The sequence below is a fragment of the Actinomadura rubteroloni genome (assembly GCF_002911665.1).
GTDB classification, from domain to species: Bacteria; Actinomycetota; Actinomycetes; order Streptosporangiales; family Streptosporangiaceae; genus Spirillospora; species Spirillospora rubteroloni.
The window spans coordinates 1,295,724-1,320,631 of record NZ_MTBP01000002.1 but is presented as its reverse complement, the minus strand read 5'-3'; the positions used below and the strand labels follow the sequence as shown (position 1 = coordinate 1,320,631).

The 24,908-nt window shown below is 74.3% G+C and carries 27 protein-coding genes; 19 read left to right on the top strand and 8 right to left on the bottom strand.

All coding sequences use genetic code 11. The features are described from left to right. The first annotated feature begins 40 nt into the window (after positions 1–40). Positions 41–442, top strand: coding sequence for a four-helix bundle copper-binding protein (locus BTM25_RS17725; protein WP_103564702.1), 402 nt, complete (start codon positions 41–43; stop codon positions 440–442). Positions 443–449: 7 nt separating this feature from the next. Here the strand turns inward: BTM25_RS17725 and BTM25_RS17720 are convergent, their stop codons facing one another. From BTM25_RS17720 to BTM25_RS17710, 3 genes are read right to left on the bottom strand one after another with little or no spacing between them, the layout of a single operon-like run. Further along, the gene (locus BTM25_RS17720) at positions 450–1,610 is read right to left on the bottom strand and encodes a hypothetical protein (RefSeq protein WP_103563973.1); all 1,161 of its coding nucleotides are present in this window, start codon (positions 1,608–1,610) and stop codon (positions 450–452) included. Then, a complete protein-coding gene (locus BTM25_RS17715; protein WP_103563972.1) occupies positions 1,603–2,193 on the bottom strand; it encodes an RNA polymerase sigma factor in 591 nt (196 codons plus the stop codon). Before BTM25_RS17715 ends, BTM25_RS17720 begins: the two co-directional genes overlap by 8 nt. A 40-nt stretch (positions 2,194–2,233) precedes the next feature. Next, positions 2,234–2,590, bottom strand: a complete 357-nt coding sequence (locus tag BTM25_RS17710) for an MmcQ/YjbR family DNA-binding protein (protein ID WP_103563971.1) — start codon at positions 2,588–2,590, stop codon at positions 2,234–2,236. Between the two features lie 167 nt (positions 2,591–2,757). On the opposite strand from BTM25_RS17710, the gene BTM25_RS17705 reads away from it, so the two are divergent. The 4 genes from BTM25_RS17705 to BTM25_RS17690 all read left to right on the top strand — a co-directional run bounded on the left by BTM25_RS17705 (position 2,758) and on the right by BTM25_RS17690 (position 7,408). Beyond that, on the top strand, positions 2,758–3,204 hold the full coding sequence (locus tag BTM25_RS17705) for a BP74-related protein (protein WP_103563970.1): 447 nt from the start codon (positions 2,758–2,760) through the stop codon (positions 3,202–3,204). A 58-nt stretch (positions 3,205–3,262) separates the two neighbouring features. Further along, positions 3,263–4,459: a sensor histidine kinase gene (locus tag BTM25_RS17700; RefSeq protein ID WP_103563969.1), complete on the top strand. Its 1,197-nt coding sequence runs from the start codon at positions 3,263–3,265 to the stop codon at positions 4,457–4,459. Further along, positions 4,456–5,124: a response regulator transcription factor gene (locus tag BTM25_RS17695; RefSeq protein WP_103563968.1), complete on the top strand. Its 669-nt coding sequence runs from the start codon at positions 4,456–4,458 to the stop codon at positions 5,122–5,124. The genes BTM25_RS17700 and BTM25_RS17695 overlap by 4 nt, the downstream gene beginning before the upstream one ends. Before the next feature lie 115 nt (positions 5,125–5,239). Further along, positions 5,240–7,408 (top strand): MMPL family transporter, encoded by a 2,169-nt coding sequence (locus BTM25_RS17690; RefSeq protein WP_103563967.1) that lies wholly within the window; start codon positions 5,240–5,242, stop codon positions 7,406–7,408. A gap of 48 nt (positions 7,409–7,456) precedes the next feature. On the opposite strand, the gene BTM25_RS17685 is transcribed toward BTM25_RS17690, so the two are convergent. Further along, positions 7,457–9,121: an MDR family MFS transporter gene (locus BTM25_RS17685; RefSeq protein WP_103563966.1), complete on the bottom strand. Its 1,665-nt coding sequence runs from the start codon at positions 9,119–9,121 to the stop codon at positions 7,457–7,459. Positions 9,122–9,439: 318 nt separating this feature from the next. Between BTM25_RS17685 and BTM25_RS17680 the strand changes: the two genes are divergently transcribed. Next, positions 9,440–10,030 carry an LOG family protein gene (locus BTM25_RS17680; protein ID WP_103563965.1) on the top strand — a complete coding sequence of 197 codons (591 nt, stop codon included), beginning with the start codon at positions 9,440–9,442 and terminating at the stop codon, positions 10,028–10,030. A gap of 4 nt (positions 10,031–10,034) precedes the next feature. Here BTM25_RS17680 and BTM25_RS17675 read toward each other — a convergent pair whose 3' ends face one another. Further along, positions 10,035–10,340, bottom strand: a complete 306-nt coding sequence (locus BTM25_RS17675; protein ID WP_103563964.1) for a hypothetical protein — start codon at positions 10,338–10,340, stop codon at positions 10,035–10,037. A gap of 79 nt (positions 10,341–10,419) precedes the next feature. Between BTM25_RS17675 and BTM25_RS17670 the strand changes: the two genes are divergently transcribed. From BTM25_RS17670 to BTM25_RS17630, 9 genes are all read left to right on the top strand, one after another. Next, entirely contained in the window at positions 10,420–10,752 is a 333-nt protein-coding gene (locus BTM25_RS17670) for a DivIVA domain protein (RefSeq protein ID WP_103563963.1), read from the top strand. 50 nt (positions 10,753–10,802) lie between these two features. Then, complete coding sequence (locus BTM25_RS17665) at positions 10,803–11,378, top strand: DNA-3-methyladenine glycosylase I (RefSeq protein WP_205648133.1); 576 nt, start codon at positions 10,803–10,805, stop codon at positions 11,376–11,378. A 642-nt stretch (positions 11,379–12,020) separates the two neighbouring features. Then, positions 12,021–12,188: a DUF3117 domain-containing protein gene (locus BTM25_RS17660; protein ID WP_103563961.1), complete on the top strand. Its 168-nt coding sequence runs from the start codon at positions 12,021–12,023 to the stop codon at positions 12,186–12,188. A 95-nt stretch (positions 12,189–12,283) separates the two neighbouring features. Continuing rightward, positions 12,284–13,729 (top strand): leucyl aminopeptidase, encoded by a 1,446-nt coding sequence (locus tag BTM25_RS17655; protein WP_103563960.1) that lies wholly within the window; start codon positions 12,284–12,286, stop codon positions 13,727–13,729. Between the two features lie 50 nt (positions 13,730–13,779). Continuing rightward, positions 13,780–14,748 carry a GNAT family N-acetyltransferase gene (locus tag BTM25_RS17650; protein ID WP_103563959.1) on the top strand — a complete coding sequence of 323 codons (969 nt, stop codon included), beginning with the start codon at positions 13,780–13,782 and terminating at the stop codon, positions 14,746–14,748. A gap of 147 nt (positions 14,749–14,895) precedes the next feature. Continuing rightward, positions 14,896–16,419 (top strand): molybdopterin-dependent oxidoreductase, encoded by a 1,524-nt coding sequence (locus BTM25_RS17645; protein ID WP_103563958.1) that lies wholly within the window; start codon positions 14,896–14,898, stop codon positions 16,417–16,419. 8 nt (positions 16,420–16,427) lie between these two features. Next, positions 16,428–16,691: a hypothetical protein gene (locus BTM25_RS17640; RefSeq protein WP_103563957.1), complete on the top strand. Its 264-nt coding sequence runs from the start codon at positions 16,428–16,430 to the stop codon at positions 16,689–16,691. Next, positions 16,688–17,272 (top strand): sigma-70 family RNA polymerase sigma factor, encoded by a 585-nt coding sequence (locus BTM25_RS17635; protein WP_103563956.1) that lies wholly within the window; start codon positions 16,688–16,690, stop codon positions 17,270–17,272. The genes BTM25_RS17640 and BTM25_RS17635 overlap by 4 nt, the downstream gene beginning before the upstream one ends. Continuing rightward, on the top strand, positions 17,269–17,976 hold the full coding sequence (locus BTM25_RS17630; RefSeq protein ID WP_103563955.1) for an anti-sigma factor: 708 nt from the start codon (positions 17,269–17,271) through the stop codon (positions 17,974–17,976). The genes BTM25_RS17635 and BTM25_RS17630 overlap by 4 nt, the downstream gene beginning before the upstream one ends. A gap of 1 nt (position 17,977) precedes the next feature. Here the strand turns inward: BTM25_RS17630 and BTM25_RS17625 are convergent, their stop codons facing one another. Together BTM25_RS17625 and BTM25_RS17620 are read right to left on the bottom strand one after the other, a co-directional pair. Next, complete coding sequence (locus BTM25_RS17625) at positions 17,978–18,583, bottom strand: hypothetical protein (RefSeq protein ID WP_103563954.1); 606 nt, start codon at positions 18,581–18,583, stop codon at positions 17,978–17,980. Between the two features lie 2 nt (positions 18,584–18,585). After that, entirely contained in the window at positions 18,586–19,188 is a 603-nt protein-coding gene (locus tag BTM25_RS17620; RefSeq protein WP_103563953.1) for an O-methyltransferase, read from the bottom strand. 246 nt (positions 19,189–19,434) lie between these two features. On the opposite strand from BTM25_RS17620, the gene sigE reads away from it, so the two are divergent. From sigE to BTM25_RS17600, 4 genes are all read left to right on the top strand, one after another. Continuing rightward, on the top strand, positions 19,435–20,076 hold the full coding sequence (gene sigE / locus BTM25_RS17615) for an RNA polymerase sigma factor SigE (protein WP_235828458.1): 642 nt from the start codon (positions 19,435–19,437) through the stop codon (positions 20,074–20,076). Positions 20,077–20,129: 53 nt separating this feature from the next. After that, positions 20,130–20,699 carry an anti-sigma factor family protein gene (locus BTM25_RS17610; protein ID WP_103563952.1) on the top strand — a complete coding sequence of 190 codons (570 nt, stop codon included), beginning with the start codon at positions 20,130–20,132 and terminating at the stop codon, positions 20,697–20,699. Next, positions 20,696–21,703: a sigma-E factor regulatory protein RseB domain-containing protein gene (locus BTM25_RS17605; protein ID WP_103563951.1), complete on the top strand. Its 1,008-nt coding sequence runs from the start codon at positions 20,696–20,698 to the stop codon at positions 21,701–21,703. The genes BTM25_RS17610 and BTM25_RS17605 overlap by 4 nt, the downstream gene beginning before the upstream one ends. 81 nt (positions 21,704–21,784) lie before the next feature. Next, positions 21,785–23,401: a trypsin-like peptidase domain-containing protein gene (locus tag BTM25_RS17600; protein ID WP_103563950.1), complete on the top strand. Its 1,617-nt coding sequence runs from the start codon at positions 21,785–21,787 to the stop codon at positions 23,399–23,401. Between the two features lie 76 nt (positions 23,402–23,477). Here the strand turns inward: BTM25_RS17600 and BTM25_RS17595 are convergent, their stop codons facing one another. Beyond that, positions 23,478–24,875, bottom strand: a complete 1,398-nt coding sequence (locus BTM25_RS17595; RefSeq protein WP_235828457.1) for an alkaline phosphatase PhoX — start codon at positions 24,873–24,875, stop codon at positions 23,478–23,480. Positions 24,876–24,908 lie beyond the last annotated feature (33 nt).

Sequence of the window (24,908 nt, the reverse complement as noted above, 5' to 3'; positions counted from 1 at the left end):
GACGGCGGCCATGTCCGGCACGGACCTTGAGGAGGAGACGATGCCGGTTCGTGAAATGCTCGACGACTACCCGGCCGCCGTCCACATGGACCGCGCGGCGCTCGCCGAGGCGGTCGAACTGCTCGGCGAGTGCGCCCAGGCGTGCACGGCGTGCGCGGACGCCTGCCTGGCCGAGGACAGCGTCCTGGACCTGACGGTGTGCATCCGCTCCAACCTGGACTGCGCGGACATCTGCGAAGTCACCGCGCGCATCCTGTCGCGGAACACCGGCTACGACTCCAACGTCACCCGCGTGCAGCTCATGGCGTGCGTCCAGGCGTGCGTCGCGGCCCGCGACGAGTGCGACCAGCACGCCGCCATGCACGAGCACTGCCGCGTCTGCGCCGACGTCTGCCGCAAGTGCGTGACGGCGTGCCAGTCCCTCCTCGACAAGGTCGACTGACCGCCCCTCAGCCGCCGGGCGGCTCGTCCGGCGGCTGCCACGTCGGGTCCCAGAAATCGCGCGGCAGCAGGCTCCGGGCGGGCGCGTCCGTCCACTCCGCCCGCTTCACGACCTCGAAGTACTGCCGGGTGCCCGGCCGCAGCGCGGCGTTGCCGGTGCCGGGCGTCACGACGACGCCCTGGTCGGCGGTGAGCCTGCCGGTCTCGGGGTCGATGAACAACTGCCACTCGACGGTGCCGTCCTTGCGCGTGGTCTGCCGCATCGCGACCGCGCGGGCCGTGCGTCCGGACGCGTCCGTCGCCCGGACCAGGCGCACGCCCTTGAGGCTCGCGAGGACGCGGTAGATCGCGACGCGCACCTCGTCCCGGACGGGCATCGCGGCGAGCAGGGACGGCGCGTGGGTGAACAGGTAGAGGTCCGGGTCGTCCAGCCGCCTGTGGTCGAACTTCGTCGCGTAGTTCAGCAGCCACGCCCGCAGGCGCGCGGGATCGGCGGGGAGCCGCCGCGCGTCGTCGACGCCGAAGTCCAGCTCGGCGCCCTCGGAACCGTCCGGCCCGCGCCGCGGCTCGGGGGCGGGGAGGCCGAGCGCGCCGGCGTCCGGCCGCAGGTCCGCCCGCCACGCGGCGGCGTCGGCCGGCGTCGCCGGACGCACGGACACGGTGTCGCCCTGCCAGGACGCTCTGGTGATCGGCCGTCCGCGGGCGGTCGGGCCGAGTTCGCCGGGCCTCTTCGCGCTGAGCTCGTAGGCGTCCTGCGTGTACTCGACGGTGTAGCGGACGCCCGGACGGTACGGCGACCGCACCACGGCGGTGTTGCCGATCACCGAGTGGACGTGGAAGAACCGTCCGTCGGCGGCGTGCCGGGACCGGCCGTCCGCCGCCGTCAGCAGGAAGTCGGCGGCGGGGCCGCCGATCCCGGCGAGCGGCTCGGGACGGTACAGCGGCCGGTTCCGCCAGGCGACGAAGCCCCAGCCTGCCGCGACGAGCGACGCGGCCGTCAGGCCCGCGACGAGGGCGAGCCGCCGGCGCGGCATCCGCGCGGGCGGCAGCGTGCGGCCCCGGCCGTGCCGCGTCTCGTGCAGGAGGCGGCGGCGCGCGGCGGCGGTCGTGACGGGCGACGGCGGACGCTCGGGCGCGTGCGCGTCGGCGACCAGCTTCAGGTCATCCATGATCGTCTCCTTCCGGAGCGGCGCCGAGCGCGGCCCGGACCTGGCGGCGGGCGCGGTTCAACCGGGAGCACACCGTGCCGTAGGCGATGCCGAGGGCGGCGGCGACCTCGGGATAGCTGAGGTCGGCGAGCGCCACCAGGAGCAGGACGTCCCGGTCGCCGTGCGCGAGTTTTCCGAGCGCCGGGGCGAGACCCGCGCCGGCGGCGGTCACGATGTCGGTGACCCGCTCGTCGTGGTTCTCGGTGTCGGCCGCGTGCAGGCGTGCCAGGGCGCGGTAGCGGCGCATCTCGTCGCGGCGGTGGCGGCTGACCAGGCGGGTCGCTATGCCGTACAGCCACGGGCGCGCGGACGCGCGGCCGTCGAACGAGGCGCGCTTGCGGAACGCGACGAGAAAGGTCTCGGCGGCGATGTCGTCGGCGGCGTCGGCGCCCAGCCGCCGGTCCACATAGCGGTGGATCTCGGCGTAGTGGCGGTCGAAGACGGCGGCGAAGCGTTCGGGGTGCCCGCGGGACGCGTCGATGATCTCGGCGTCGGTCGGTGCACGGCCGGGCGGGTGCGTCGTCGTGGCGCGGGCGGTGGTCACGCCTCTGATCGCCCGGTGGGGGCGAGACCCTTCTCGGGCGTCAGGGGGTGTCGAGGCGGGCGGTGAGGCGTTTGGGGGCGACCAGGCGGTAGCTGTCCTCGATGAGTTCGGCGAGTTCGTCCCAGTCCTGGGGGACGTCCAGGGCGACGCCGATCCAGCCCTTCGGGCCCACGTACGGGGGGACGTGGAAGCGTTCGGGGTTCTCGGCCACCAGGGCCTGCTGGACGCCGGGGCCCGCCTTCAGGGTGAGGCGGGTGCCGTCCTCGCTGGTCATCGCGAAGAGTTTGTCGCGCACGCGGAAGGACGGCGCGGTGTGGCCGCCGAACGGCTTCTCGGCCGCCTCGGGCAGCGCCAGGCAGATCTCGCGCAGGGTCGCGAAGACGTCGCTCTCGTCCATGCCCCGCACTCTACGAGCCGCGTGTGACAGAACCGGGCTGACGGGGCTGGTTATGGGTTGCGAGCTTGTCAGATACATGGCGTTATCACGAACAATCCGTGGTCGTGTGATTACAGTGCGTCTCGACGGTCGTGATCGCGGCCGTCGGACGACAAGGAGGCGCACGAATGCGACACGTCATCACCAAGCTCGGGGCCCTCGCGGCGGTGGCCGCGCTCGCCGTCACGGGGACGCCCGCCGCGCAGGCCGCGCAGCACCGCGCCGAGGACGCCGCGTACTTCGAGTTCACCGACATCACGCGCGAGACGGGCGTCGTCAAGCTGACCGACCCCGGGCAGATCGCGCACGCCCGCGCCCTGCTGGCGGGGGAGACGTCCGACCAGCCGCACATCTACGGACGGCTCGTCAAGCGGTCCGCGCCGTACAACCCGCGCTGGAGCTTCCACTACGACCCGGCGACGGTCCAGTTCTTCAACGCCGCGATCGAGGTCTGCGACGCCACGATGCCCTACGTCGAGGACCACCTGGACGAGGCGGGCGGCGCGTTCCTGCCCGGCGGCCTCTGGTGCCCGTGGACATCGCGGCTCGTCAAGGAGGTGACACTCCGGGCGTGACCCGGAGCGGCCCCCCGGCCGGGCTCCGGGACGGGGGGCTCGCGGGTACCTTTCGGGTATGTCCGTCGTTGGGGTCGCCGAGCCGTCCGGGCTGCTCCGGCTGAAGGCGGCGCTGCGGGCGCGTCCGCTGACGGCCGACGCGCTGCTCGCCGGGGCGGTGCTCGCGCTGACGCTCGTCCGGCCGATCGCCATGCCCCGCGAGGCCGGCGGGCTGACGGCGCACGGCGTGCTGCTCGGCACGGTGATCTGCGCGGCGCTGGTCGTGCGGCGCGTGTGGCCGGTGCTGACGCTCGTCGTCACGACGTCCGGGATGGCGTGCTACCTGGCCAACGGCGGGCTCAAGAGCCCGCTCATGATCACCACGATGATCGCGCTCTACACGATCGCGCTGTACCGCGGGCGCAAGGCCGGGGTGGTCGCGGCGGCGGCCGTGTCCGCCGTGCTCGCCGGGACGAGCGCGGTGTTCGGCAACCCGTGGTGGCTCGGCCCGGAGATCGTCGCGCTGCTCGCCCAGAGCGCGCTGGCCGCCGCGCTCGGCGACGCCGTCCGGCACGGCCGCGCGTACGTCGCCGCGATCAAGGAGCGGGCGCGGCGCGCGGAGGAGACGCGCGAGCAGGAGGCGCGGCGGCGGGTCATCGACGAGCGGCTGCGCATCGCGCGCGAGCTGCACGACGTCCTCGCCCACCACGTCTCGCTGATCAACGTGCAGGCCGGGGTCGCCGCGCACGTCCTGGAGAACGACCCGGCGCAGGCCCGCGAGTCCCTGGCGCACATCCGGCGGGCCGCGCGGGCGTCGCTGGACGAGGTCCGCGCCACGATCGGCCTGCTCCGCCAGCCCGACGCCGAGGCGCCGGACGCGCCCGAGGAGCCGTCGCCCGGCCTCGCGCGGCTGCCCGATCTCGTCGCGAGCTTCACCGCCGCCGGGATGGTCGTCGACCAGAGCGTCACCGGCGTGCCCGCCGACCTGCCGTCGGCGGTGGACCTGTCGGCGTTCCGGATCGTCCAGGAGGCGCTGACGAACGTCGGCAAGCACGCCGCCCGTCCGTACGCGGATCTGCGGCTCGACTACCGGACGGACGAGCTGCGCGTCACCGTCACCAGCCCGTCGAGCCCGGGGGAGCCGGGCGAGGCGGGCCACGGCATGGTCGGGATGCGCGAGCGCGCCCACGCCCTCGGCGGGACGTTCACCGCCGGACGCGCCGACGGGCGGTTCCGGGTCGCCGCGACGCTGCCGCACGGCGGGAGCGGCCGGTGACCGTCCGCGTCCTGCTGGCCGACGACCAGGCGCTCGTCCGGGCGGGCTTTCGCGTCCTCGTGGACTCCGCGCCGGACCTGGAGGTCGTCGGGGAGGCCGCGGACGGGCTGGCGGCCGTCGAACTCGCCCGGGACGCCGACGTCGTGCTGATGGACGTCCGCATGCCAGGCTCCGACGGCATCACCGCGACCCGCCGCATCACGACGGCGTTCCCAGCCGTGCGCGTCCTCGTCCTCACGACCTTCGAGATCGACGAATACGTGTTCGCCGCGCTGCGCTCGGGCGCCAGCGGGTTCCTCGGCAAGGGCGTCGAGCCCGTCGAACTCCAGCAGGCGATCCGGCTGGTGGCGCGCGGCGACTCGCTGCTGTCCCCGGCCGCGACCCGCGCGGTGATCGGCCGGTTCCTGCGCGGCCCGGCCGAGGACGCGGCGGCGTCCGGCGAGCGGCTCGGCGCGCTGACCGACCGGGAGCGGGAGATTCTGGTGCTCGTCGCGGCGGGCCTGTCCAACGACGACATCGCCGGACGGCTCGGGATCAGCCCCGCCACCGCCAAGACCCACGTCAACCGGACGCAGACCAAGCTCGGCGCGCACGACCGGGCGCAGCTCGTGATGATCGCCTACGAGACGGGGCTCGTCCGGCCCGGTTCCGTCCCTCCGGCGTAGGCGGCTACCGCGCTCGCGGTAGTGCGAAGACCGTGCGTCAGGTGGACCGTTCGTCCCGCGCGTCCCCCGAAGCTGGAAGGGAACCCCTGGATATCCTGAAAAAGGAGACGCCTTCGTGTCCGCCCTCGCCCGCTGGTGCCTCCGGCACCGGGTCCTCGTGGTGCTGCTGTGGGTCGCGGCGCTCGTGGGCCTCGGCACCGCCTCCCAACTGGCCGGTACCAAGACCAACGACAGTTTCTCGCTCCCCGGCACCGAGTCCACCAAGGCCATGAACCTGCTGCTGCGGTCGATGCCCGCGCAGTCCGGCGCGTCGGCCAGCGTCGTGTGGCAGGCGGACGGCGACGTCCGCTCGCCCGATGTCGCGAACCACATGAAGTCCGCGCTCGCCGGCCTCGCCCGGATGGACGGCATCGCGGGCATGACCAGCCCGTACACCCCGCAGGGCGCACGGCAGATCAGTGCGGACGGGCACGTCGCCTACGCGTCCTTCACGTTCGCGCAGCAGGCGCAGAACCTCGACGACGCCGCCGTCCAGAAGTTCGTGGACGCCGCGCGGGCCGCACGTGCCGACGGCCTGCGCGTCGAGGCGGGCGGCAACGCCGTGAGCGCGGTCGAGCGCGGCTCGCCGGGCAGCAGCGAGATCGTCGGCATCGTCGCCGCCGCCGTCGTGCTGTTCATCGCCTTCGGGTCGCTGATGGCGATGCTGCTGCCGATCGGGACGGCCATCGCGGGCGTCGGCACCGGCCTGATGACCGTCACGCTGCTCACGCACGTGCTGGACATCGGGCAGATCGGGCCGATCCTCGGCGCGCTCATCGGGCTCGGCGTCGGCATCGACTACGCGCTGTTCATCGTCACGCGGCACCGCGCGAACCTCAAGGCGGGCATGGACGTGCGGGAGTCCGTCGTCAAGGCCGTCGAGACGTCCGGACGGGCCGTGCTGTTCGCGGGCGGCACCGTCGTGATCGCGCTGCTCGGGCTGTTCGTGCTCGGGATGAGCTTCCTCAACGGGATGGCGGTCGCGTCGGCGACGACGGTCGTCTGCACGGTCCTCGCGTCGGTGACGCTGCTGCCCGCGCTGCTCGGCCTGCTCGGACGGCGGGTGCTGAGCCGCCGCGAACGGCGCCGTCCGGCCGGGCACGGGACCGGACGGGGCGTGTGGGCGCGCTGGGCCGGGGTCGTGGAGCGGCGGCCGGTCGTGCTGTCGGTCCTCGCGGTCGCGCTCATCGCCGTGCTGTCGCTGCCGGTGCTGTCGCTCCGGCTGGGGTCGTCGGACGCGGGCAACGACCCGGCGTCGTCCACCACGCGCAAGGCCTACGACATGCTCGCCGACGGGTTCGGCCCCGGTTTCAACGGACCGCTCCAGCTCGTCGCGGAGACCCCGGCGCCGTCCGACCGGGCGGCGCTGGAGGGGCTGGCGGCGAAGCTGGAGGGGAACAAGGACGTCGCGGCGGTGAACGTGCTGCCCGCCAAGCCGGGCGCGGCGCTCGGGATCGTCCAGGTGGTGCCGAAGACGTCGCCGCAGTCCAAGGACACCGCCGACCTCATCACGCACCTGCGCGACCACGAGATCCCGGCCGCCGAGCGCGGGACGACCCTCCAGGTCTACGTCGGCGGCCCGACCGCGATCTTCGACGACTTCGCCGGCGTGATCACCGGCAAGCTGCCGCTGTTCCTCGGCGTGATCGTCGCGCTCGGGTTCGTGCTGCTGCTCGTCGCGTTCCGCAGCGTGCTCGTGCCGCTCACGGCCGCCGTCATGAACGTCATCGCGGCGGCGGCGTCGTTCGGGGTGGTCGTCGCGTTCTTCCAGTACGGCTGGGGGTCGGACCCGCTCGGGCTCGGCGCGGCCGGGCCGGTCGAGGCGTTCCTGCCGGTGATCATGCTGTCGATCCTGTTCGGCCTGTCGATGGACTACCAGGTGTTCCTGGTCAGCCGGATGCACGAGGAATGGGTCCACACGCGCGACAACCGGCGGGCCATCGCGGTCGGCCAGGCCGAGACCGGACGCGTCATCACCGCCGCCGCCACGATCATGATCGCGGTGTTCACCGCGTTCGCGTTCGGCGGGCAGCGCGTCATCGGCGAGTTCGGGATCGGGCTCGCGGCGGCCGTCGCGCTGGACGCGTTCATCCTGCGGACGGTGCTCGTCCCGGCCGTGATGCACCTGTTCGGCCGCGCGAACTGGTGGCTGCCGGGCTGGCTGGACCGGATCCTGCCGCGCGTCTCGGTGGAGGGGCCGTCCGAGGCGGACGAGCCGGAACGCCTCCGGCCCGTCGGGGTCTGACGGCGCGGAGGGCCGGGAGCCGCCCGCTCCCGGCCCTCCGCCGCGCGGTCAGACGTCCTTGTCCTTGGCGAACGCGGCGGCGCTGGTGCGCAGCGGCGTCTCCTTCACCAGGACCGACAGGACGAGCGCGATCACCAGCACGACCGCGCCGACCAGGAACGCCCCGGTCAGCGCGCCCGTGAACCCGACCTTGAACGGGTGGGCGAGCGCGGGGTCGAGGCGGCCGAGGAACGACATGTCGTTGAGGACGTCCGAGCGTCCGGCCGTGGCGGCCCGCAGCGTCTCGATCTGGTCGGGGTGGGCGCGGGCGGCGGCCTGGAACGCGGCCGTGCCGCGCGCGTCGGCGAACGCCGTCGAGATGCGGTCGGCGACCGTCGAGTAGACGATCGACAGGAACACCGCGACGCCGAGCGTGCCGCCCATCTGCCGGAAGAACGTCGTGGACGACGTCGCCACGCCGATGTCGCGCGGCGGGACGGCGTTCTGCATCGCGAGGACGATCGTCTGCATGTTCAGCCCGAGGCCCGCGCCGACGACGAACATCCCGGCGTTCACGTACGCCATCGCGGTGTCGGCCTCCAGCCGGGACAGCATCAGCATCCCGACGACGAACAGCGCCGACCCGATGACCGGGAAGACCTTGTACCGGCCCGTCCGCGCCGTGATCTGGCCCGCCGTCATCGAGAAGACGATGATCCCGAGCATCAGCGGCAGCGTCAGCAGCCCCGCCTTGGTGGGGGAATAGCCCTTGACGAGCTGGAGGTAGAGCGGGATCAGCGTGATGCCGCCGAACATCCCGATGCCGAGGATCGCCGACTGCGTGACGCCGAGCGCGAACGTCCGGTTCCGGAACAGCCGGAACGGGAGCAGCGCGTCGTCGCCCGCGCGGTGCTCGGAGAACAGGAACGCGACGATCCCGGCGACGCCGAGGCCGTAGCAGGCGAGCGAGCCCGTGGCCGCCCAGCCCCACTCCCGGCCGCGCTCGGCGACCAGCAGCAGCGGCACCAGCGCGACGACCAGCGACACCGCGCCCGCGTAGTCGATCCGGTGCGCCCGCGCCTCGTGCTCCAGGTGCAGGACCTTGGCGACGACGATGAGCGCGGCGATGCCGACCGGGACGTTCAGCAGGAAGATCCAGCGCCAGCCGGCGACGCCGAGCAGCTCGTCCTGTCCGGCGAGCGCGCCGCCGACGACGGGGCCGAGCACGCTGGACGTGCCGAACACCGCCATGAAGTAGCCCTGGTACTTGGCGCGCTGGCGCGGCGGGATGATGTCGCCGGTGATCGCGAGCGCGAGCGACATCAGGCCGCCCGCGCCGATGCCCTGGAACGCGCGGAACGCGGCGAGCATGTACATCGAGGTCGAGAGCGTGCAGAGCGCCGACCCGAGGATGAACACCGAGATCGCGAAGAGGAAGAACGGCTTGCGTCCGTACTGGTCGGACAGCTTGCCGTAGAGCGGCGTCGCGATCGTGGACGTGATGAGGAACGCGGTCGTCACCCACGCCTGCGCGGTGAGGCCGTCCAGGCTCTCGCCGATGCGGTAGATCGCCGTCGACACGACGGTCTGGTCGAGGGCGGCGAGGAACATGCCGAGCAGCAGCCCGGACAGGATCACGAGGATCTGGCGGTGGGAGTACCCGGTGCGCTCGGGCGCGGTCTGCGCCGCGCCGGGTTGGACGGGTTCCGCCGGCGGGGCGGTGTCGGTCGTCATGGGACGCGTCCTCTCGATGCGCCGCCGGGACCGGCGGGCAGGGCGGTTGGGTCGAGCGGGGAGGGGGCCGCGCGCGGTGCTCCGGGCGGCCGGACGGTCGGGGGGTCCGGGGCCGGCCGGGGCGTGCGGCGAGACGGCCTTTTCTAGCATAAACGTGTATGACACAGACAACTAATTAAGCAGGGCGTGCCCGTCCGGTCCAGGAGCACTTGGGTCACCTCTGAGTGAGAGCGGATTCACCGACCGTGGCGGCGGGACCGGCCGCTGGCCCGGGGTCGCGGCGCGTGATATCCCAGGGGGCGAGAGGAAGGGGACCCGATGGGGCTTGCGATCTGCGTGTTCTGCGCGTCCAGCAGCAAGATCGATCCGCGGCATGTGGAGCTGGCCGGACGGGTCGGCGCCGAGATCGCGCGGCGCGGGCACAGCCTCGTCAGCGGCGGCGGCACCGTGTCGTGCATGGGCGCGGTCGCGCGCGGCGCCCGCGACGGCGGCGCCCGGACGGTCGGCGTGATCCCCGAGGGCCTGCTGGCGTACGAGATCGCCGACCAGGCCAGCGAGGAACTGATCGTCACGCCGGACATGCGCAGCCGCAAGGGCGAGATGGACCGGCGCAGCGACGCGTTCCTCGTCCTGCCCGGCGGCATCGGGACGCTGGAGGAGCTGTTCGAGATCTGGACGGCCCGCACGCTCGGCATGCACGAGAAGCAGCTCGTCATCCTCGACCCGACCGGCGTCTACGACCCGCTGCGCGAGCTGATGGTGCGCCTCACCGACGAGGGCTTCGCCCGGCCGAAGATCTTCGACGCGATCGGCTGGACGGCGTCGCTGGACGAGGCGTTCGACCTGCTGGAGCGCTCGCCCGTCCGGATCGAGCCGACCCCCGAGGACTACGTCGAGGCCGAGCCTTGATCGCTCAGGCCAGGCCGCGCACGGTGTAGGCGGGCGGCCGGGTCCCGAGCACGGACGCGACCATGTCCAGGACGTCCCGGACGTCCTGCGCCCCCGGATCGGGCACCCGGAAGTACCGGACGCCGAGCCACGCGTACACCGCGACCTCGGCGAGCAGTTCGGGGCCGTCCGGCGCGGGCGTGACGACGACGGGCGCGCCCGCCGCCACGAGTTCCCGGACGAGCCCGGCGGGCGGGCGCTCGCCCGCGTCCGCCGCGCCCGCGGGCGCCGGCGCCGCGGACGGGAGCAGGCGGTCGTCGTGCGGTTCCATGCCCTTGATCGTCGCACAGGGCGGCACGCGGCGTGTGGCACGATCGTCGGTGCAGGAGCCGACAGATCGGAGCGTCGCAGTGATCGTGGTCATCGTCCTGGCCTGCGCGGTCGTGCTGGGAGCGGTCGTCGTGCTCGCCGCCGGGCGGGGCGGGGAGCTGGCGCCGCCGCAGCCCGACCACGCCCGGCTGCCCTACCCGGAGGACTACCCCGTCACCGGCGCGGAGGTCGCCGCGACCCGGCTGCCGCGCTCGATGTTCGGCTACCACCCGGCCGCGACCGAGCAGGCCCTGGACCGGTACGCGGCGGCGCTGACGGAGCGCGACGCGCGGCTGGAGTCGCTCCAGGGCCAGGTGACCGAGCTGCGGACGCGCCTCAAGGAGGACGACCAGCCGTACGCGCTGGACGACTGATCCGGCCCCGCGCCGACGATTCCGTCGGTGGCGTGCGGTAGAACGTGCCCGTGAGTATCGCGGTCGTGGGTCTGGACGGGTTGGCGCGGTGTCCGTGGGGATTGTCGGCGCCCGATTATGTGGCATACCACGATGAGGAGTGGGGCCGGCCGGTTCGCGACGACCGGGGATTGTACGAGCGGATGTGCCTGGAGGCTTTCCAGTCCGGGCTTTCCTGGTTGACGATTCTCCGCAAGCGCGAGGGTTTCCGGGCGGCTTTCGCGGGCTTCGATCCCGAGCGGGTGGCCGGGTTCGGGCCCGCCGACGAGGCCCGGCTGATGGCGGACGCGGGGATCGTCCGGAACCGCGCCAAGATCCGGGCGGCCGTCGCCAACGCCCGCGCCGCCCTGGACCTGCCCGGCGGGCTCGGCGCGTTCCTCTGGCCCTACGCCGACCCGGACGCGCCCGCGCCGGAGACCACGGCGGACGTCCCGGCGACCACCCCGGCGTCCACGGCGCTGGCCAAGGAACTGAAGAAGAACGGGTTCCGGTTCGTCGGCCCGACGACCGCCTACGCGCTGATGCAGGCGTGCGGGCTGGTCGACGACCACCTGACCGGCTGCCACCGGCGCGGCGCGTACCGCTGAGCGACGGTTCCCGGCCGCGCCGGCCGGGCAGGGGACACGTCACGGGAACCTCGGGAGACTCATGCGACTCGTCCGCGCCGCCGCGTCCAGCCGCGCCGCGCGCCCCGCCGTCCGGGCACGGCGGTCTTGTCCGGCCGTCCGGCCACGCCCGCGCACGCGTCCGGCCGCCCGCCGCGTCCGGCCCGCCCGCGCCGGGGTTCCGTGCGGGTGGGAGTGGGGCCGCTGGGACGGCGGTGATCGGCGCCGGACGGCGCCCGCGGTGCGTCTCACCTGCGGCGGACGGAGTCAGGGGACGGGTTTCGGTCACTGTCGCCGGGCGCATCCGGACGGGGCGGAACCCGGACCCGCCGGACGGCGATACGGTCGTGCGGCCCTTTCGCGCGGGCGGACGGCGATTCCGCGCCGCCTTTTCCCGAAACCGTGCGGGTTCCGGCATGCCGGTGAAGATGATCGCCGCACTGAACGAACAGCGGCGAAGGCCCCCGCATGTGGGCAGTCTTCCTATCTGGCGGCTGATCGTTACCACTTCGCGCCCGGAAGACGAGATAATGGGCTTACTGAAGACGCGGATGCGAGACAGGCGGCCACGCGGCCTACGGTGCCCCGAGGACCCGCGGCCCTAGGCAGGAAGGGGATGCACGCATGGCGGCGATGAAGCCGCGGACGGGAGACGGTCCGCTCGAAGTGACCAAGGAGGGCCGCGGAATCGTCATGCGGGTCCCCCTGGAGGGTGGCGGGCGCCTCGTCGTCGAGCTCTCCGCCGACGAGGCCAAGGACCTGGGCGAGGCGCTCGCGCAGGTCGTGGGCTGACGGCGCGGCACAGCGCGCGGTGACGGCCCCGGCGGCGCGTTCCGGCCGGGGCCCTCGTCATGTCCGGCTCCATCTTCCACACAGGGAGTTCACCGATGCCCATCGAGACGCGGGTCGAGGCCCGGGGCGGGCTGCTGTCGCAGGCCGACGCGGATCTGTTCGCCGTGCCCGTCCCGGCCGGGGCCGTCGCGCCGGACGCCGAGATCGCCGCGTTCCTGCCGTTCACGCTGGACGAGCTGCTGGCGCTGCACAAGGCCAAGGGCGAGCCGGGCGAGGTGATCGCGACGCCCGTCCGGATCGGCGACCGCGTCCGTGAGCTGCTGCTCTACGGCGTCGGCGCGGCGACTCCCGCGGACCTGCGCCGGGCGGGCGCGGCGCTGGCCCGCCGCGCGCGGGGCCGGGCGTCGCTGGCGGCCGGGGTCCCGGCGGGCGATCTGGCGGCGTTCGTCGAGGGCGCGCTGCTGGCGTCCTACGGGTTCTCGATCGGCAAGCCGCCGTCCCGGCCCGCTGCCCCGACGATCGTCGTGCTGACGGAGGCGGGTCCGGATGCGGCGGCGGACGCGATCGCGCTCGGCACCGTCCGCGCCCGCGCGACGGCCCTCGCCCGCGACCTCGCGAACACGCCGTCGGGCGAGAAGGGGCCGTCGTGGCTGGCGGCCCGCGCGACGGAGATCGGCGCGGAGTCCGGGCTGACGGTCCGGGTCCGGGACGAGAAGGAGCTGGCCGCGGGCGGTTTCGGCGGCCTGGTCGCGGTCGGCGGGGGTTCGGCGCGTCCGCCGCGCCTGGTCGAGCTGTCCTACGACCCGGGCGACGCCGATCGGCACGTCGTGCTCGTCGGCAAGGGCATCACGTTCGACACCGGCGGGCTGTCGCTCAAGCCCGGCCCGGCGATGACGACGATGAAGACGGACATGGCGGGCAGCGCGGTCGTGCTGGGCGTGCTGAGCGCGCTGCGCGACCTCGGGGTCCGGACGCGGGTGACGGGCCTGCTCGCGATCGCCGAGAACATGCCGTCCGGGTCGGCGATGCGCCCCGGCGACGTGATCACCCACTTCGGCGGCACGACGTCGGAGGTGCTCAACACCGACGCCGAGGGACGGCTCGTCCTCGCCGACGCGCTCGCCTACGCCGACGCCGAGCTGGACCCGGACGCGCTGATCGACGTCGCGACGCTCACCGGCGCCGCGAAGGTCGCGCTCGGCCTGAAGTACGGGGCGCTGTTCGCCAGCGACGACGCGCTGGCGGACGCGCTGGTCGCGGCCGGGGACACGGCGGGCGAGCCGCTGTGGCGGCTGCCGCTGGACGAGGAGTACCGGCCCGCGATCGAGTCCGACGTCGCCGACATCGCGAACATCGGCCGCCCCGGTTTCGGCGCGGGCGCCACCACCGCCGCGCTGTTCCTGCGCGAGTTCACCGGCGGCCGGACCTGGGCGCACCTGGACGTCGCGGGGCCGGGACGGTCCGGCTCCGACGACGGGGAGATCAGCAAGGGCGCGACCGGCTACGCGGTGCGGCTGCTGCTGTCCTACCTGGCCGCCTGACGGAAAAAACCCGGTGCGTTCCCGGCACCGGGTTCTTAGGGTGGGCCGCCATGACCAGGCTAGAAACGGTGGACCCGTCCGACGACCGGCAGTACGCGGAGTTCTACGCGGCGTACGCCGCCGCCTATCAGGGGACGCTCGTCCCGTTGTGGACGGCACGGGAAAAACGCGTCCATCTACAACCAGATCCGTACGAACCGTATACGGCGCTGTTCGCCCGCGACGACGACGGACGGCCCGTCGGCGGCGGGAGCCTCACGCTGCCGCAGCGCGACAACCTGGAGTTCGCCTACGCGGAGATGTGGACGGTCCCGGACCGCCGCCGCGAGGGCCACGCGACGGCGGTGCTCGACGCGCTGGAGGACATCGCCCGCCGCGCCGGCCGCTCGACCGTGTTCGTGGAGGCCACGTCGCCGCTGGACGACGACCGCGCGGCCCCGGTCGCGTTCCTGGAGGCGCGCGGCTACACCTTCGACATGCGCGACGCCGTCCGCGAGCTGCCGCTGCCCGCCGAGCTGCCCGCGCCGTCGGCCGACCCGGCGTACCGGCTGGAGAGCTGGCACGGCCGCGTTCCCGACGACCGGCTGGAGCAGTACGCGGCGCTGCGGCGGCTGATCGTGTCGGAGGCCCCGCAGGGCGACGCCGGGCTGGAGGACCAGTTCTGGGACGCCGGGCGGGTGCGGTCCGAGCAGGCCCGGCGGCAGCGGCAGGGCCGCGACTTCTGGATCACGGTCGCGGTCGCGCCGGACGGGACGCTCGCCGGGCACACCGACCTCGTCCTGCCGGAGGGCTCGGTCGAGGCGTTCCAGTGGGACACGCTCGTGCTGCGCGAGCACCGCGGGCACGGCCTCGGGCTGGCGATGAAGCTCGCGAACATGCGCGCCGCCGCCGCCGAGCTGGCGGGACGGCGCGCGATCGTCACCTACAACGCCGCCGCCAACGCCCACATGATCGCCGTGAACGAGGCGATGGGCTACCGGCAGGTGGCGTGGGTCGGCGAGTACATCAAGAAGATCTAGCGAGCCGGGCGGCCGGGCCGTCCGGCAGCGCCCTCGCGCACGTGGTGCGGCTCCCCGGCGCCCCTCGTCCGCCGCGGATTTCTCACGTGACCGAAACGTGATGCGGAGCCGACCAATCCGGGGAGCGCGCGGCTCCGAATCCCGTGCATGACCAACGAGGAGCGCACGCCCGGCCGCGTCGCGGCCCTGGCCACGGGACTCGTCGCCGGGGCCGCCGGGCTCGGCGCCGCGCAGCTCGCCGCCGCGTTCGTCCGGCCGCAGTCCGCGCCGCTCATCGCGCTCGGCGGCGCCGGGATCGACCGGACGCCCGAATGGCTCAAGCACTGGGCCATCCGGCAGTTCGGGACGCACGACAAGCAGGTCCTGCTCGGCTCGATGCTCGTCGGCGCGGGGATCGTGGCGGCGCTGCTCGGGCTGCTGGCGCGGACGCGTCCCCGGCTCGCCGGGGCGCTGCTCGGCGCGCTCGCGGTCGCGGGCGCCGCCGCCGCGCTGACCCGCCCGGACGCCGGGCCGGTGGACGCGCTGCCCGTCCTGCTCGGCGCGGTGGCGGCCGCCGGAGTCGTCGCCGTCCTGCTCCCGGCCGCGGCGCGCGGGACGTCGGGCGACCGCCGGTCCTTCCTCGCGCTCGCGGGCGGCGCCGCCGCGCTCGCGGCCGGGAGCACGCTGCTCGGACGGTCGATCGCGGGCCGCAAGAGCGTCGCCAAGGCCCGTGCCGCGACCCGGCTGCCCGCCCCCGCCCGGCCCGCGCCGCCGCTGCCCAGGGCCGCCGACCTGCGGATCCCCGGCCTCACCCCGTTCACGACCCCGAACCGGGACTTCTACCGCGTGGACACCGCGCTCGTCGTCCCGCAGGTCGACCCGGCCGACTGGACGCTGCGGATCCACGGTCTCGTGGACCGTCCGCTGGAGATCACCTTCGACGAATTGCTGCGGCGGCCCCTGCTCGAAACGGACGTCACGCTGACCTGCGTCTCCAACGAGGTCGGCGGCGAGTACGCGGGCAACGCGCGCTGGGTCGGCGCGTCCCTGGCCGAACTGCTGCGCGAGGCGCGCGTGCGGTCCGGCGCGGACCAGGTGTTCAGCCGGTCCTCCGACGGGTTCACCGTCAGCACCCCGCTCGACGCGCTCATGGACGGCCGGGACGCGCTGCTCGCCGTCGCGATGAACGGCGCGCCCCTGCCCGTCGAGCACGGCTTCCCCGCCCGCATGGTCGTCCCCGGGCTGTACGGCTACGTCTCGGCGACCAAGTGGGTCGTGGACCTCAAGGTGTCCCGGTTCACCGACGACCGGGCGTACTGGACCGAGCGCGGCTGGGCCGACCACGGGACCGTCCGGACGATGGCGCGGATCGACCTGCCCCGCCCGTCCGCCGACGTGAAGGCGGGCCGGATCGCCGTCGCGGGCGTCGCGTGGGCGCAGCACCGGGGGATCACGGCCGTCCAGGTCCGCGTGGACGGCGGCCCCTGGCGGACGGCGCAGCTCGCGCCCGTCCCCAACACCGATACCTGGCGGCAGTGGGTCCTCGAATGGGACGCCGTCCCCGGGCGGCACCGCATCGAGGCCCGCGCCGTGGACGGCACCGGAGCCGTCCAGACCGGGAACCGCGCCGACCCGTTCCCCAGCGGGGCGACGGGCTGGCACCAGACCACCGTCACCGTTCACCGAAACTAGGAGACAGAATGAAGTACGGAATCGTCGCGCTGGTCCTCGGCCTGTCCGTCAGCCTCACGGCCTGCGGCAGCGACGACGGCGACGCCAAGACGGGCAGCACCATGAGCCCGAGCCATTCGCCGATGATGGACCACTCGATGACCCCGATGAAGAGCGGCGACCCCATGAAGAGCGGGGATCCGATGAAGAGCCACGAGCCCATGAAGAGCGGGGACCCGATGAAGAGCCACGAGCCGATGGAGGGCCACAGCATGGAGCCCGGCGGCAAGTGAGACCGTCGCCCGCCGCGTCCCCGCGCCGCCCCGGCGGCGCGGGGGACCCGGCCGCGCTCCTCGCGCGCACCGCGCGCGGGGATGAGGACGCGTTCGCCCGGCTCTACGACGTCGTCTCCGGGCCGGTCTACGGGCTCGTCCTGCGGGTCGTGCGCGACCCCGCGCAGGCCGAGGAGGTCGCGCAGGAGGTCCTGGTCGAGGTGTGGCGCACCGCCGCCCGCTACGACGCCGACCGGGGCGGGGCCCTGGCGTGGATCATGACGCTGGCGCACCGCCGCGCCGTGGACCGCGTCCGCTCCGCGCAGGCCGCCGCCGACCGGGAGGAGCGCGCCCACCGCGCGGACGGCCCGGCGTTCGACGCCGTCAGCGAGGAGGTCGAGGGACGGCTGGAGCGCGAACGCGTCCGCCGCTGCCTGGACGGGCTCACCGAGATCCAGCGCGAGTCCGTCACGCTCGCTTATTACGGCGGCCATACGTACCGCGAGGTCGCCGAACTGCTCGGGACGTCCCTCGGTACCGTGAAGACGAGAATGCGCGACGGCCTGATCCGGCTGCGCGACTGCCTGGGAGCGGGATCATGACCGACGCCGTCCACGGGCTCGCCGGCCCGTACGCCCTGGACGCGCTCGGACCCGACGAGCGCCGCGACTTCGAACGCCACCTGGACGGCTGCGCCGTGTGCGCCGCCGAGGTCGGGGAACTGGCGGAGACCGCCGCGCGGCTCGGCGCCGCCGCCGCGCGCCCGGCGCCCGCCGCGCTGCGCGCCCGCGTCCTCGCCGAGGCCGCCCGCACCCGGCAGGCCCCGCCGCGCCTGCCCGCCGCCCGGACGCGGCGGCTGCGGCGGATCGTCCCCGCGCTCGCGGCGGCGGCGTGCCTGGTCCTCGCGACCGGGCTCGGCGCCGGCTGGTACCAGGCCGATCGGCGCGCGCGGCACGCCGAGGCCAGCTCGCACATGATGGCCGACATGATGTCGGCGCCCGACGCCCGGACGGTCGCCGGATCGGTCGCGACGGGCGGGCACGGCATGGTCGTCATGTCCCACGACCGCGACGCGGCCGTCGTCATGCTCAGCGGCCTGGACGAGGCCCCCGCCGGACGCACCTACGCCGTGTGGCTCATGGGCGACGGCGCGCCCCGCCCGGCCGGGCGGATGCGCGTCGCCGACAAGCCCGCGATGATCCACGGCCTCGGCCGCGCCACCGGCGTCTACGTCACCGTCGAGCCGATGGACGGGTCCGCCGAGCCCGCCGGGCCGGAGATCTTCACGGCGCGCTGGACGGGCTGAGCTACTTCGTCCGGCGGTCCACGACGGGCACCGCGTGGCGGCGGCGGATCTCCCGGACGAGTTCGGGGAGCGTCGCGTCCCAGCGCGGGCCGACCGGCACGCACCAGCGCAGCGCCTCGGCGGCGCCCTCGGGGAGCCTGTCGGCCGGGACGTCCGGCAGCGTCAGCACGACCAGCCGGTTGCGCTCGGCGGTGCGGACCATGTCCATCATCGCCTCGGTCGGCAGGAACACGACGAAGTCCTGCCGTCCCTTGCGGGTGCCGTCCACACCGCGCCGCAGCGCGCCCACGGCCGTGACCCCCGACCACGCCAGCACGGCCCCGCGCGCGGCGGGCAGCGGCCAGCGCGCAGGACGCCGCACGCCCGCGTCGTCCACCACCAGGACCGGACGGCGCGACAGCATCCGCCCGAGCGCCACCGCCAGCCCCGCGCCGAACAGCACGATGCCGAGCGCGCCGAGGACCGCGAACACCGCGCCGCCGAGCCCGAACCCGCGCAGCACCCCGCCGGTGATGAACCCCGCCGACGCCAGCAGCAGGATCAGGCAGGACACCGCCTGCGCGGCGGCCCGCCACGTCGGCCGGGCCCGGACGGCGAACGGCTCCACCGTCAGCGCCTCTTCACCGCGCAGAGCAGCCCGTCGCCGACCGGGAGCAGCAGCGGGACCAGGCGTTCGTCCTCCCGGACGGCCTGGATCACCTCGCGTATCGCGCGCGTGTCGGCGTCGCGGCGCGTCGGGTCGGCCACGCGGTGGTTCCACAGCGCGTTGTCGAACGCCACGACCCCGCCCGGCCGCAGCAGCCGCAGCGCCGCCTCCAGGTACTCGGGGTACTCCTGTTTGACGGCGTCGCAGAAGACGATGTCGTAGGCGTTGTCGGTGAGCCGGGGCAGGACGTCCAGCGCCCGTCCGACGATCATCCGGGTCCGGGCCGTGCCGAGGCCCGCCTCCCGGTAGGCCAGCTTGGCGAGCCGCTGGTGCTCGTGGTCGACGTCCACGCTGGTCAGGACGGCGTCCTTGGCCATGCCGCGCAGCAGCCAGATCCCCGAGACGCCGCAGCCGGAACCGACCTCCACGACCGTCCGGGCACCGATCAGCGCGGCCAGGAACCGCAGCGCGGCGCCGCCGGCGGGGCCGATCGGGACCGCGCCGACCTCCGCGCCGCGGCGGCGGGCGGCCAGCAGCGCCTCGTCCTCGGCCGGGAAGTCCTCCACGTAGGCGAGCGTGGCGGAAAGGGCGTCGATGGCTGCCTCCTAGCGGGACCCCGCCTGGCTCATGCTGGAAAGACCATATCGCTGACCGGGAACCAAACGCCGGTACCGCGCGTTGGAGCGGGTGATGACGTCGCCGGACGATCTCCCAGACGCCCGGCGGTGCGACAGAAGGAAACGCCCCAGCCCAGGCGCGACCGTGTCGTTCCAGACGACGGTGTTGGTCATCAGAGAGGAACACCCGGCATCATGGGAGTGGCAGCACTGAGATTCACGGGCGCCGTGGGCGTGGCCCCCCGGCAGTCCGCCCGCGAGAACGCCCCCGAGGCCGCGTGGGCGCCGCCGTCCTGGGACGAGGTCGTCCGCGAACACTCGGCGCGGGTCTACCGGCTGGCCTACCGCCTCACCGGCAACCAGCACGACGCCGAGGACCTCACGCAGGAGGTCTTCGTCCGCGTGTTCCGGTCGCTGTCGAACTACACGCCCGGCACGTTCGAGGGCTGGCTGCACCGCATCACCACGAACCTGTTCCTCGACGGCGCCCGCCGCCGGCAGCGGATCCGCTTCGAGGGCCTCGCCGACGACGCCGCCGAACGCCTCCAGGGCCGCGAGCCCACCCCGGCGCAGGCGTTCGACGACAGCAACTTCGACGCCGACGTCCAGGCCGCGCTGGACGCCCTCGCGCCCGAGTACCGGGCCGCGGTCGTTTTGTGCGACATCGAGGGGCTCTCCTACGAGGAGATCTCCGCGACGCTCGGCGTCAAGCTCGGCACCGTGCGCAGCCGCATCCACCGGGGCCGGTCCCAGCTCCGCGCCGCGCTGGAGCACCGCGCCCCGCGCCGTGCCGCCGCACCGGACATCGCACCGGACATCGAGGCCGCCGCGCGCTGACCGGCGCCCCGACCGACCTGCCCGATCCGCCTGCCCGATCCACTAGGAGCCACGTGAGCTGTCTGGGGGAACGTCTGACCGCGCTGGTCGACGGTGAACTGGACGCCGAGGAGCGCGAGCGCGCCCACGCGCACCTCGCCCGCTGCGCGGACTGCCGCGCCGAGGCCGAGGTGCTGCGCGGCCTGAAGAACCGGCTGCGCGGCCTCGCGGGGCCGGGCGCGGGGGCCGCTCCGTCCGGGGACTTCCTGGCCCGGCTGAACGGGCTGGCCGAACCGCCGCCCGCGCCGGCGTGCGGACCCGTCCGGCCGCCGCGCCCCGCGCGTCCGGTCCGGCCCCGCGACACCCGTCCCCGCGCCGGCAGGCCCGCCGGACGGCCCGGAACCCCCGCCGACCGGCGGGGCACCCGGCGCACGGTCGTCGCCGTCGGCGCGGCCACCCTGTTCCTCGGGCTCGGCGGCGGCGCCTACATCGCGGGCGGACGGCAGGACGCCCCGCAGGTCAGCCCCGCCTTCGACCGGTTCGCGGTCGAGCACTCACTGCTGTCGGGCGAGTCGCCCGTCTCCGACCCCCTGACCGACCCCAGCACCCTCCAGACGGCCGTGCCCCTCCCGACCCGGCCGTGACGCGTGCGCGGCTGCGCGCGCCGTACGGACGCGGCTGCGCCCTGCTCGCGGGCGGGCTCGCCGCCGCCGTCGCGCTGACCGGCGGATCGCTCGGGGAGCCGCCCGGCAGCCGCGGCCCCGCCGACGACGCCGGGGCCGTCCGGCTGCTGCGCGCCGCCGCCGACGCCGCCCGCCGCGTGCCCTACCGGGGCCGCCGCTACCTGACGGTCGGGGACGCGCGCACGACGTCCACCGTCGTCCACACGCCCGGAACGGGCACCGCGTACGGGTCCGTGCTCAGCCCGGACGGGATCGCCGCCGACCCGCCGTCCGGGCCCGTGCTGTCCGCGCTGCTGCGCAACTACACCGTCCGTCGCGCCGCCGGGACGCGCCTGCTCGGCCGCGCCGCGCACCTGGTCGAGGCGCACCGCGACGGCGGACGGGTCGCCGGACGGTTCTGGCTCGACGCCGCCACCGGCCTGCTCCTGCGCCGCGACCTGTTCGACGTCCAGGGCCGCCGCGTCGTGGAATCCGGGTTCAGCCGCCTGACCATCGGATCGGGAGGCCCGCAGCTCGCCGCCCGCCTCCCCAGCGGGATCTGGCCGGACCGGCTCGGCCCCGCCGCCCGCGCCGCGCTCCGCGACCGGGGCTGGCCGCTGCCCGAGACCCTGCCCGGCCGGTTCCGGCTGTTCGACGCCCGCCGCGCCGCCGACGGGGCCGTCCACCTCGGCTTCTCCGACGGCCTCGCGGCGCTGTCGGTGTTCGTCCAGCCGGGACGGCTCGCGCCCGGTTCCCTCTCCGGATGGCATCGCTTCGGCCAAGGGCTGTTCGTCCGTGATGACGATCTCCTGCATCATTGGGCGATCACGTCCGGTGCTGGGTATGTCCTCACCGTCGTGACGGAGGCCCCGGCGTCCACCGCCGTCTCCGTCGCGGCCGGGCTGCGGCCCCGCCGGGACGCGGTCGGCGCCCGGCTGAGCCGTGGTGCGCGCAGGCTAGGCTCATGGCTCGATCCGCTCGACTGACGGGTTTTACGCCCGTCACATGCCTTCCTCGCCACGATGAGGGCAACTGATCAGAAACGGTGCTCGGCAGGAGAGTTGGGGATGACGGAAGAGAACCGGTCGCCGTCGGACGACGAGCGCCCCGTCGCCGGGGCCGGAGCGGCGCGCCAGGACGACGAAGCACTCGCCGCGCGGCCGGAGGCTCCCCGGGCCACGATGATCGACCAGGAGCAGCCCGTCCCGGTGGACGACCCCGAGGAGCCCCCCGCCGCTCCCGAGCCCGGCGACCGGCACGTCGCGGGCGGCTTCACGCCGCCGGACGGGCCCGCCGACGTTCCGGTCGCGATGCCGGCGGGCCCGCCCCCCGAGCAGCAGCCGCGCCCGTGGGGCTCCCCGGCCGGGCCAGAGGCGCCGGTCGACCCGCGGCAGCGGCCCGGGTTCGTCCCGCACGACGCGCCCGCCCACCCCTACGGGTGGCAGGGGGCGCCGCCGCAGGGCCCGCCGCTGAACGGCCAGCCGCCGCAGGGCGCGCGCCCGATGGCCGGATACGGCCAGCAGCCGCCGCCGCCCGGCACCGGCCCGAACTGGGCGCCGGTGCCGCCGCCCCCGCCGTCCTCGCTGCGCGGTCCCGGCCTCGGCCTGATCGCGATCATCGTGGCGGTCGTGGCGCTGGTGTCGGCGGGCGTCGGCGCCGGTGTCGCGGTGCTGGCGTCCGACGACGACCAGGGCACCGTCAGCCTCGGCGGCGACGGGGGCGGGGGCGGCGGCGGGGCCAGCCGCCCGCCGGACTCGGTCGCGGGCATCGCGCGGCGCGTGCTGCCGAGCGTCGTCATGATCCGCGTGAAGAGCGCCACCGAGGAGGGCGCCGGGACGGGCTTCATCGTCAACGGCGGCTACATCGTCACCAACAACCACGTCGCGGCGGGCGCCGGGCAGGGCGGGCAGATCCAGATCGTCTTCAACGACAAGAAGACGCTGCCCGCGACCGTCAAGGGCACCGACCCGAGTTCGGACGTCGCCGTCCTCAAGCCCGAGGGCCAGCACGACCTGCCCGCGCTCTCGCTCGGCAACTCCGACCAGATCGCGGTCGGCGACCCGGTCATCGCGATCGGGTCCCCGCTCGGGCTCCAGGGCTCGGTGACGACCGGGATCGTCAGCTCGCTGAACCGCGCCGTCCCGACGCAGAGCGAGAACGGCGGCGACGCGACCTACCTCAACGCGATCCAGACCGACGCGGCGATCAACCCCGGCAACTCGGGCGGGCCGCTGGTCGACACCAAGGGCCGCGTGATCGGGATGAACACGGCGATCGCGACGCTCGGCAGCCAGTCGCTCCAGGGCCAGAGCCAGAGCGGCAGCATCGGCCTCGGCTTCGCGATCCCGATCAACCAGGCGCGGCGCGTCGCCCAGGAGATCATCAACAACGGGAGCGTCAAGCAGGCGAAGATGGGCGTCCTGCCGGACCCGCGGTCGCAGGACGGCGCCAAGATCATGGAGCAGCCGGTCCAGGGCCAGCAGCCGATCACCCCGGGCGGCCCGGCGGCCAAGGCGGGCCTCAAGCCCGGCGACGTGATCACCAAGGTCGACTCCCAGCCGATCGAGGACGCGTCCGACCTCATCGCCCTGATCCGCAGCAAGGCCCCGGGCGACAAGATCAAGGTGACCTACGTCCGGAACGGCAAGGAGAACACGGTCGAGCTGACCCTCTCCGCCGGCTGACCCCGGAAATGCCTGACGGGCGCGGAACCCCACCCACCTGGGGGTCCGCGCCCGTCGTCGTGGGGCGGGGGGCTGGTCAGCGGCGCTGGTGTCCCCAGGGGCCGGTGATCGCGAGGACGATGCCGGGCGTCTGGATGTTGGCGAACAGGATGCGGCCGTCCAGGCTGAACGTCGGGCCGGTGAACTCGCTCTCGTTGAGGTCGTTGCGGGCGACGGTGTAGGCCTTGCCGCCGTCCGTCACGCCGTAGAGGTGGCTGACGCCCTCGCCGTCCTCGGCGAGGATCAGGCCGCCGTGCGGGGAGACGGTGATGTTGTCGGGGCCGTCGTAGTTGCCGGCGTCCTTGGACGGGTCGGGGTTCACGCCGAAGATCGTCTTGAGCGTGACGGTCTCGCTGCGCGGGTCGTAGAACCAGACCTGGCCGTCGTGCTCGTTGACGCTGCCGTCGCTGCTGCGCGCGAAGCTGGCGACGAAGTACGCGCCGCCGTCGCCCCAGTACGCGCCCTCCAGCTTGTGGCTGCGGGTCACCTGGTCGTCGGTGAACTGCTTGCGGACCGACGTGGTCTTGGCGTCGCGGTCGGGGACGTCCACCCAGGTCACGCGGTAGCGCGTGCCGGGCTGCGTGGCCTGCGACAGGTCCTTGATGTGCGTGGTGCCCTTGAAGACCTTCATCGCCTGGAGACGGCCGGCGGTGTCGCCGCCCTTGCCGAGGGCGAGCTTGCGCAGCGCGCCCTTGCCGGCGCGGTAGCCGTGCGGCGGCGTCCAGCGGTAGTAGAGGCCGTTCGGGCCGCCCGCGTCCTCGGTGAGGAAGATCGCGCCGGTGCGCGGGTCGACGGCGACGGCCTCGTGCGAGTAGCGGCCGAGGAACTTCAGCGGGACGGGGCTCGTGTTGGCGTCCCGCTCGAACGGGTCTACCTCGAAGACGTAGCCGTGGTCCTTGGTGAACGCGCCGCCCGCGCGCTGCTCGGTCTCCTCGCAGGTCAGCCAGGTGCCCCACGGGGTCCGGCCGCCGGCGCAGTTGTTGTGCGTCCCGGCGAGCGAGACGTACTCGCGGACGCGCGAGCCGTCCTTGGCGACGTCGATCGTGGTGGTGCCGCCGCCCGCGCCCGGGTCGTAGGTCAGGCCGTCCAGCGCCGGGACCTTGAACGGCTCGCCGCCGCTGATCTCGTGGTTGTTGACGAGCGCGTAGCGGTGGCCGTGGGCGAAGAACGCGGTGCCGTCGGCGTCGCTCGGCGTCGCCTGGCCGGACTCCAGCTTCGTCACGCCCGCCTCGGCGACGACCTTGTAGGAGAAGCCCTTGGGGAGCGCGAGGAGCCCCTTCGGGTCCGGGACGACGGGGCCGTAGCCCGCCGCGTGCCGCGTGACCTGCGCCATCGCGGGGTCGGCGATGGCCGCGAGACTGCCGGCGACGGCGATGCCGATGCCGCCGGCCGCGCCGGAGCGCAGCACGTCGCGACGGGAAAACGAAGAAGCCAAGACGATCACCTTTGGAAAACTCGTCCACAGCGG

Coding starts and splice junctions, on each gene's coding strand:
- BTM25_RS17685 (WP_103563966.1), bottom strand. CDS start 9,121: ATGACGACCGACACCGCCCCGCCGGCGGAACCCGTCCAACCCGGCGCG.
- BTM25_RS17640 (WP_103563957.1), top strand. CDS start 16,428: ATGAAGTACGGAATCGTCGCGCTGGTCCTCGGCCTGTCCGTCAGCCTC.
- BTM25_RS17650 (WP_103563959.1), top strand. CDS start 13,780: ATGACCAGGCTAGAAACGGTGGACCCGTCCGACGACCGGCAGTACGCG.
- BTM25_RS17680 (WP_103563965.1), top strand. CDS start 9,440: ATGGGGCTTGCGATCTGCGTGTTCTGCGCGTCCAGCAGCAAGATCGAT.
- BTM25_RS17710 (WP_103563971.1), bottom strand. CDS start 2,590: ATGGACGAGAGCGACGTCTTCGCGACCCTGCGCGAGATCTGCCTGGCG.
- sigE (WP_235828458.1), top strand. CDS start 19,435: ATGGGAGTGGCAGCACTGAGATTCACGGGCGCCGTGGGCGTGGCCCCC.
- BTM25_RS17600 (WP_103563950.1), top strand. CDS start 21,785: ATGACGGAAGAGAACCGGTCGCCGTCGGACGACGAGCGCCCCGTCGCC.
- BTM25_RS17700 (WP_103563969.1), top strand. CDS start 3,263: ATGTCCGTCGTTGGGGTCGCCGAGCCGTCCGGGCTGCTCCGGCTGAAG.
- BTM25_RS17725 (WP_103564702.1), top strand. CDS start 41: ATGCCGGTTCGTGAAATGCTCGACGACTACCCGGCCGCCGTCCACATG.
- BTM25_RS17630 (WP_103563955.1), top strand. CDS start 17,269: ATGACCGACGCCGTCCACGGGCTCGCCGGCCCGTACGCCCTGGACGCG.
- BTM25_RS17720 (WP_103563973.1), bottom strand. CDS start 1,610: ATGGATGACCTGAAGCTGGTCGCCGACGCGCACGCGCCCGAGCGTCCG.
- BTM25_RS17655 (WP_103563960.1), top strand. CDS start 12,284: ATGCCCATCGAGACGCGGGTCGAGGCCCGGGGCGGGCTGCTGTCGCAG.
- BTM25_RS17705 (WP_103563970.1), top strand. CDS start 2,758: ATGCGACACGTCATCACCAAGCTCGGGGCCCTCGCGGCGGTGGCCGCG.
- BTM25_RS17645 (WP_103563958.1), top strand. CDS start 14,896: ATGACCAACGAGGAGCGCACGCCCGGCCGCGTCGCGGCCCTGGCCACG.
- BTM25_RS17675 (WP_103563964.1), bottom strand. CDS start 10,340: ATGGAACCGCACGACGACCGCCTGCTCCCGTCCGCGGCGCCGGCGCCC.
- BTM25_RS17660 (WP_103563961.1), top strand. CDS start 12,021: ATGGCGGCGATGAAGCCGCGGACGGGAGACGGTCCGCTCGAAGTGACC.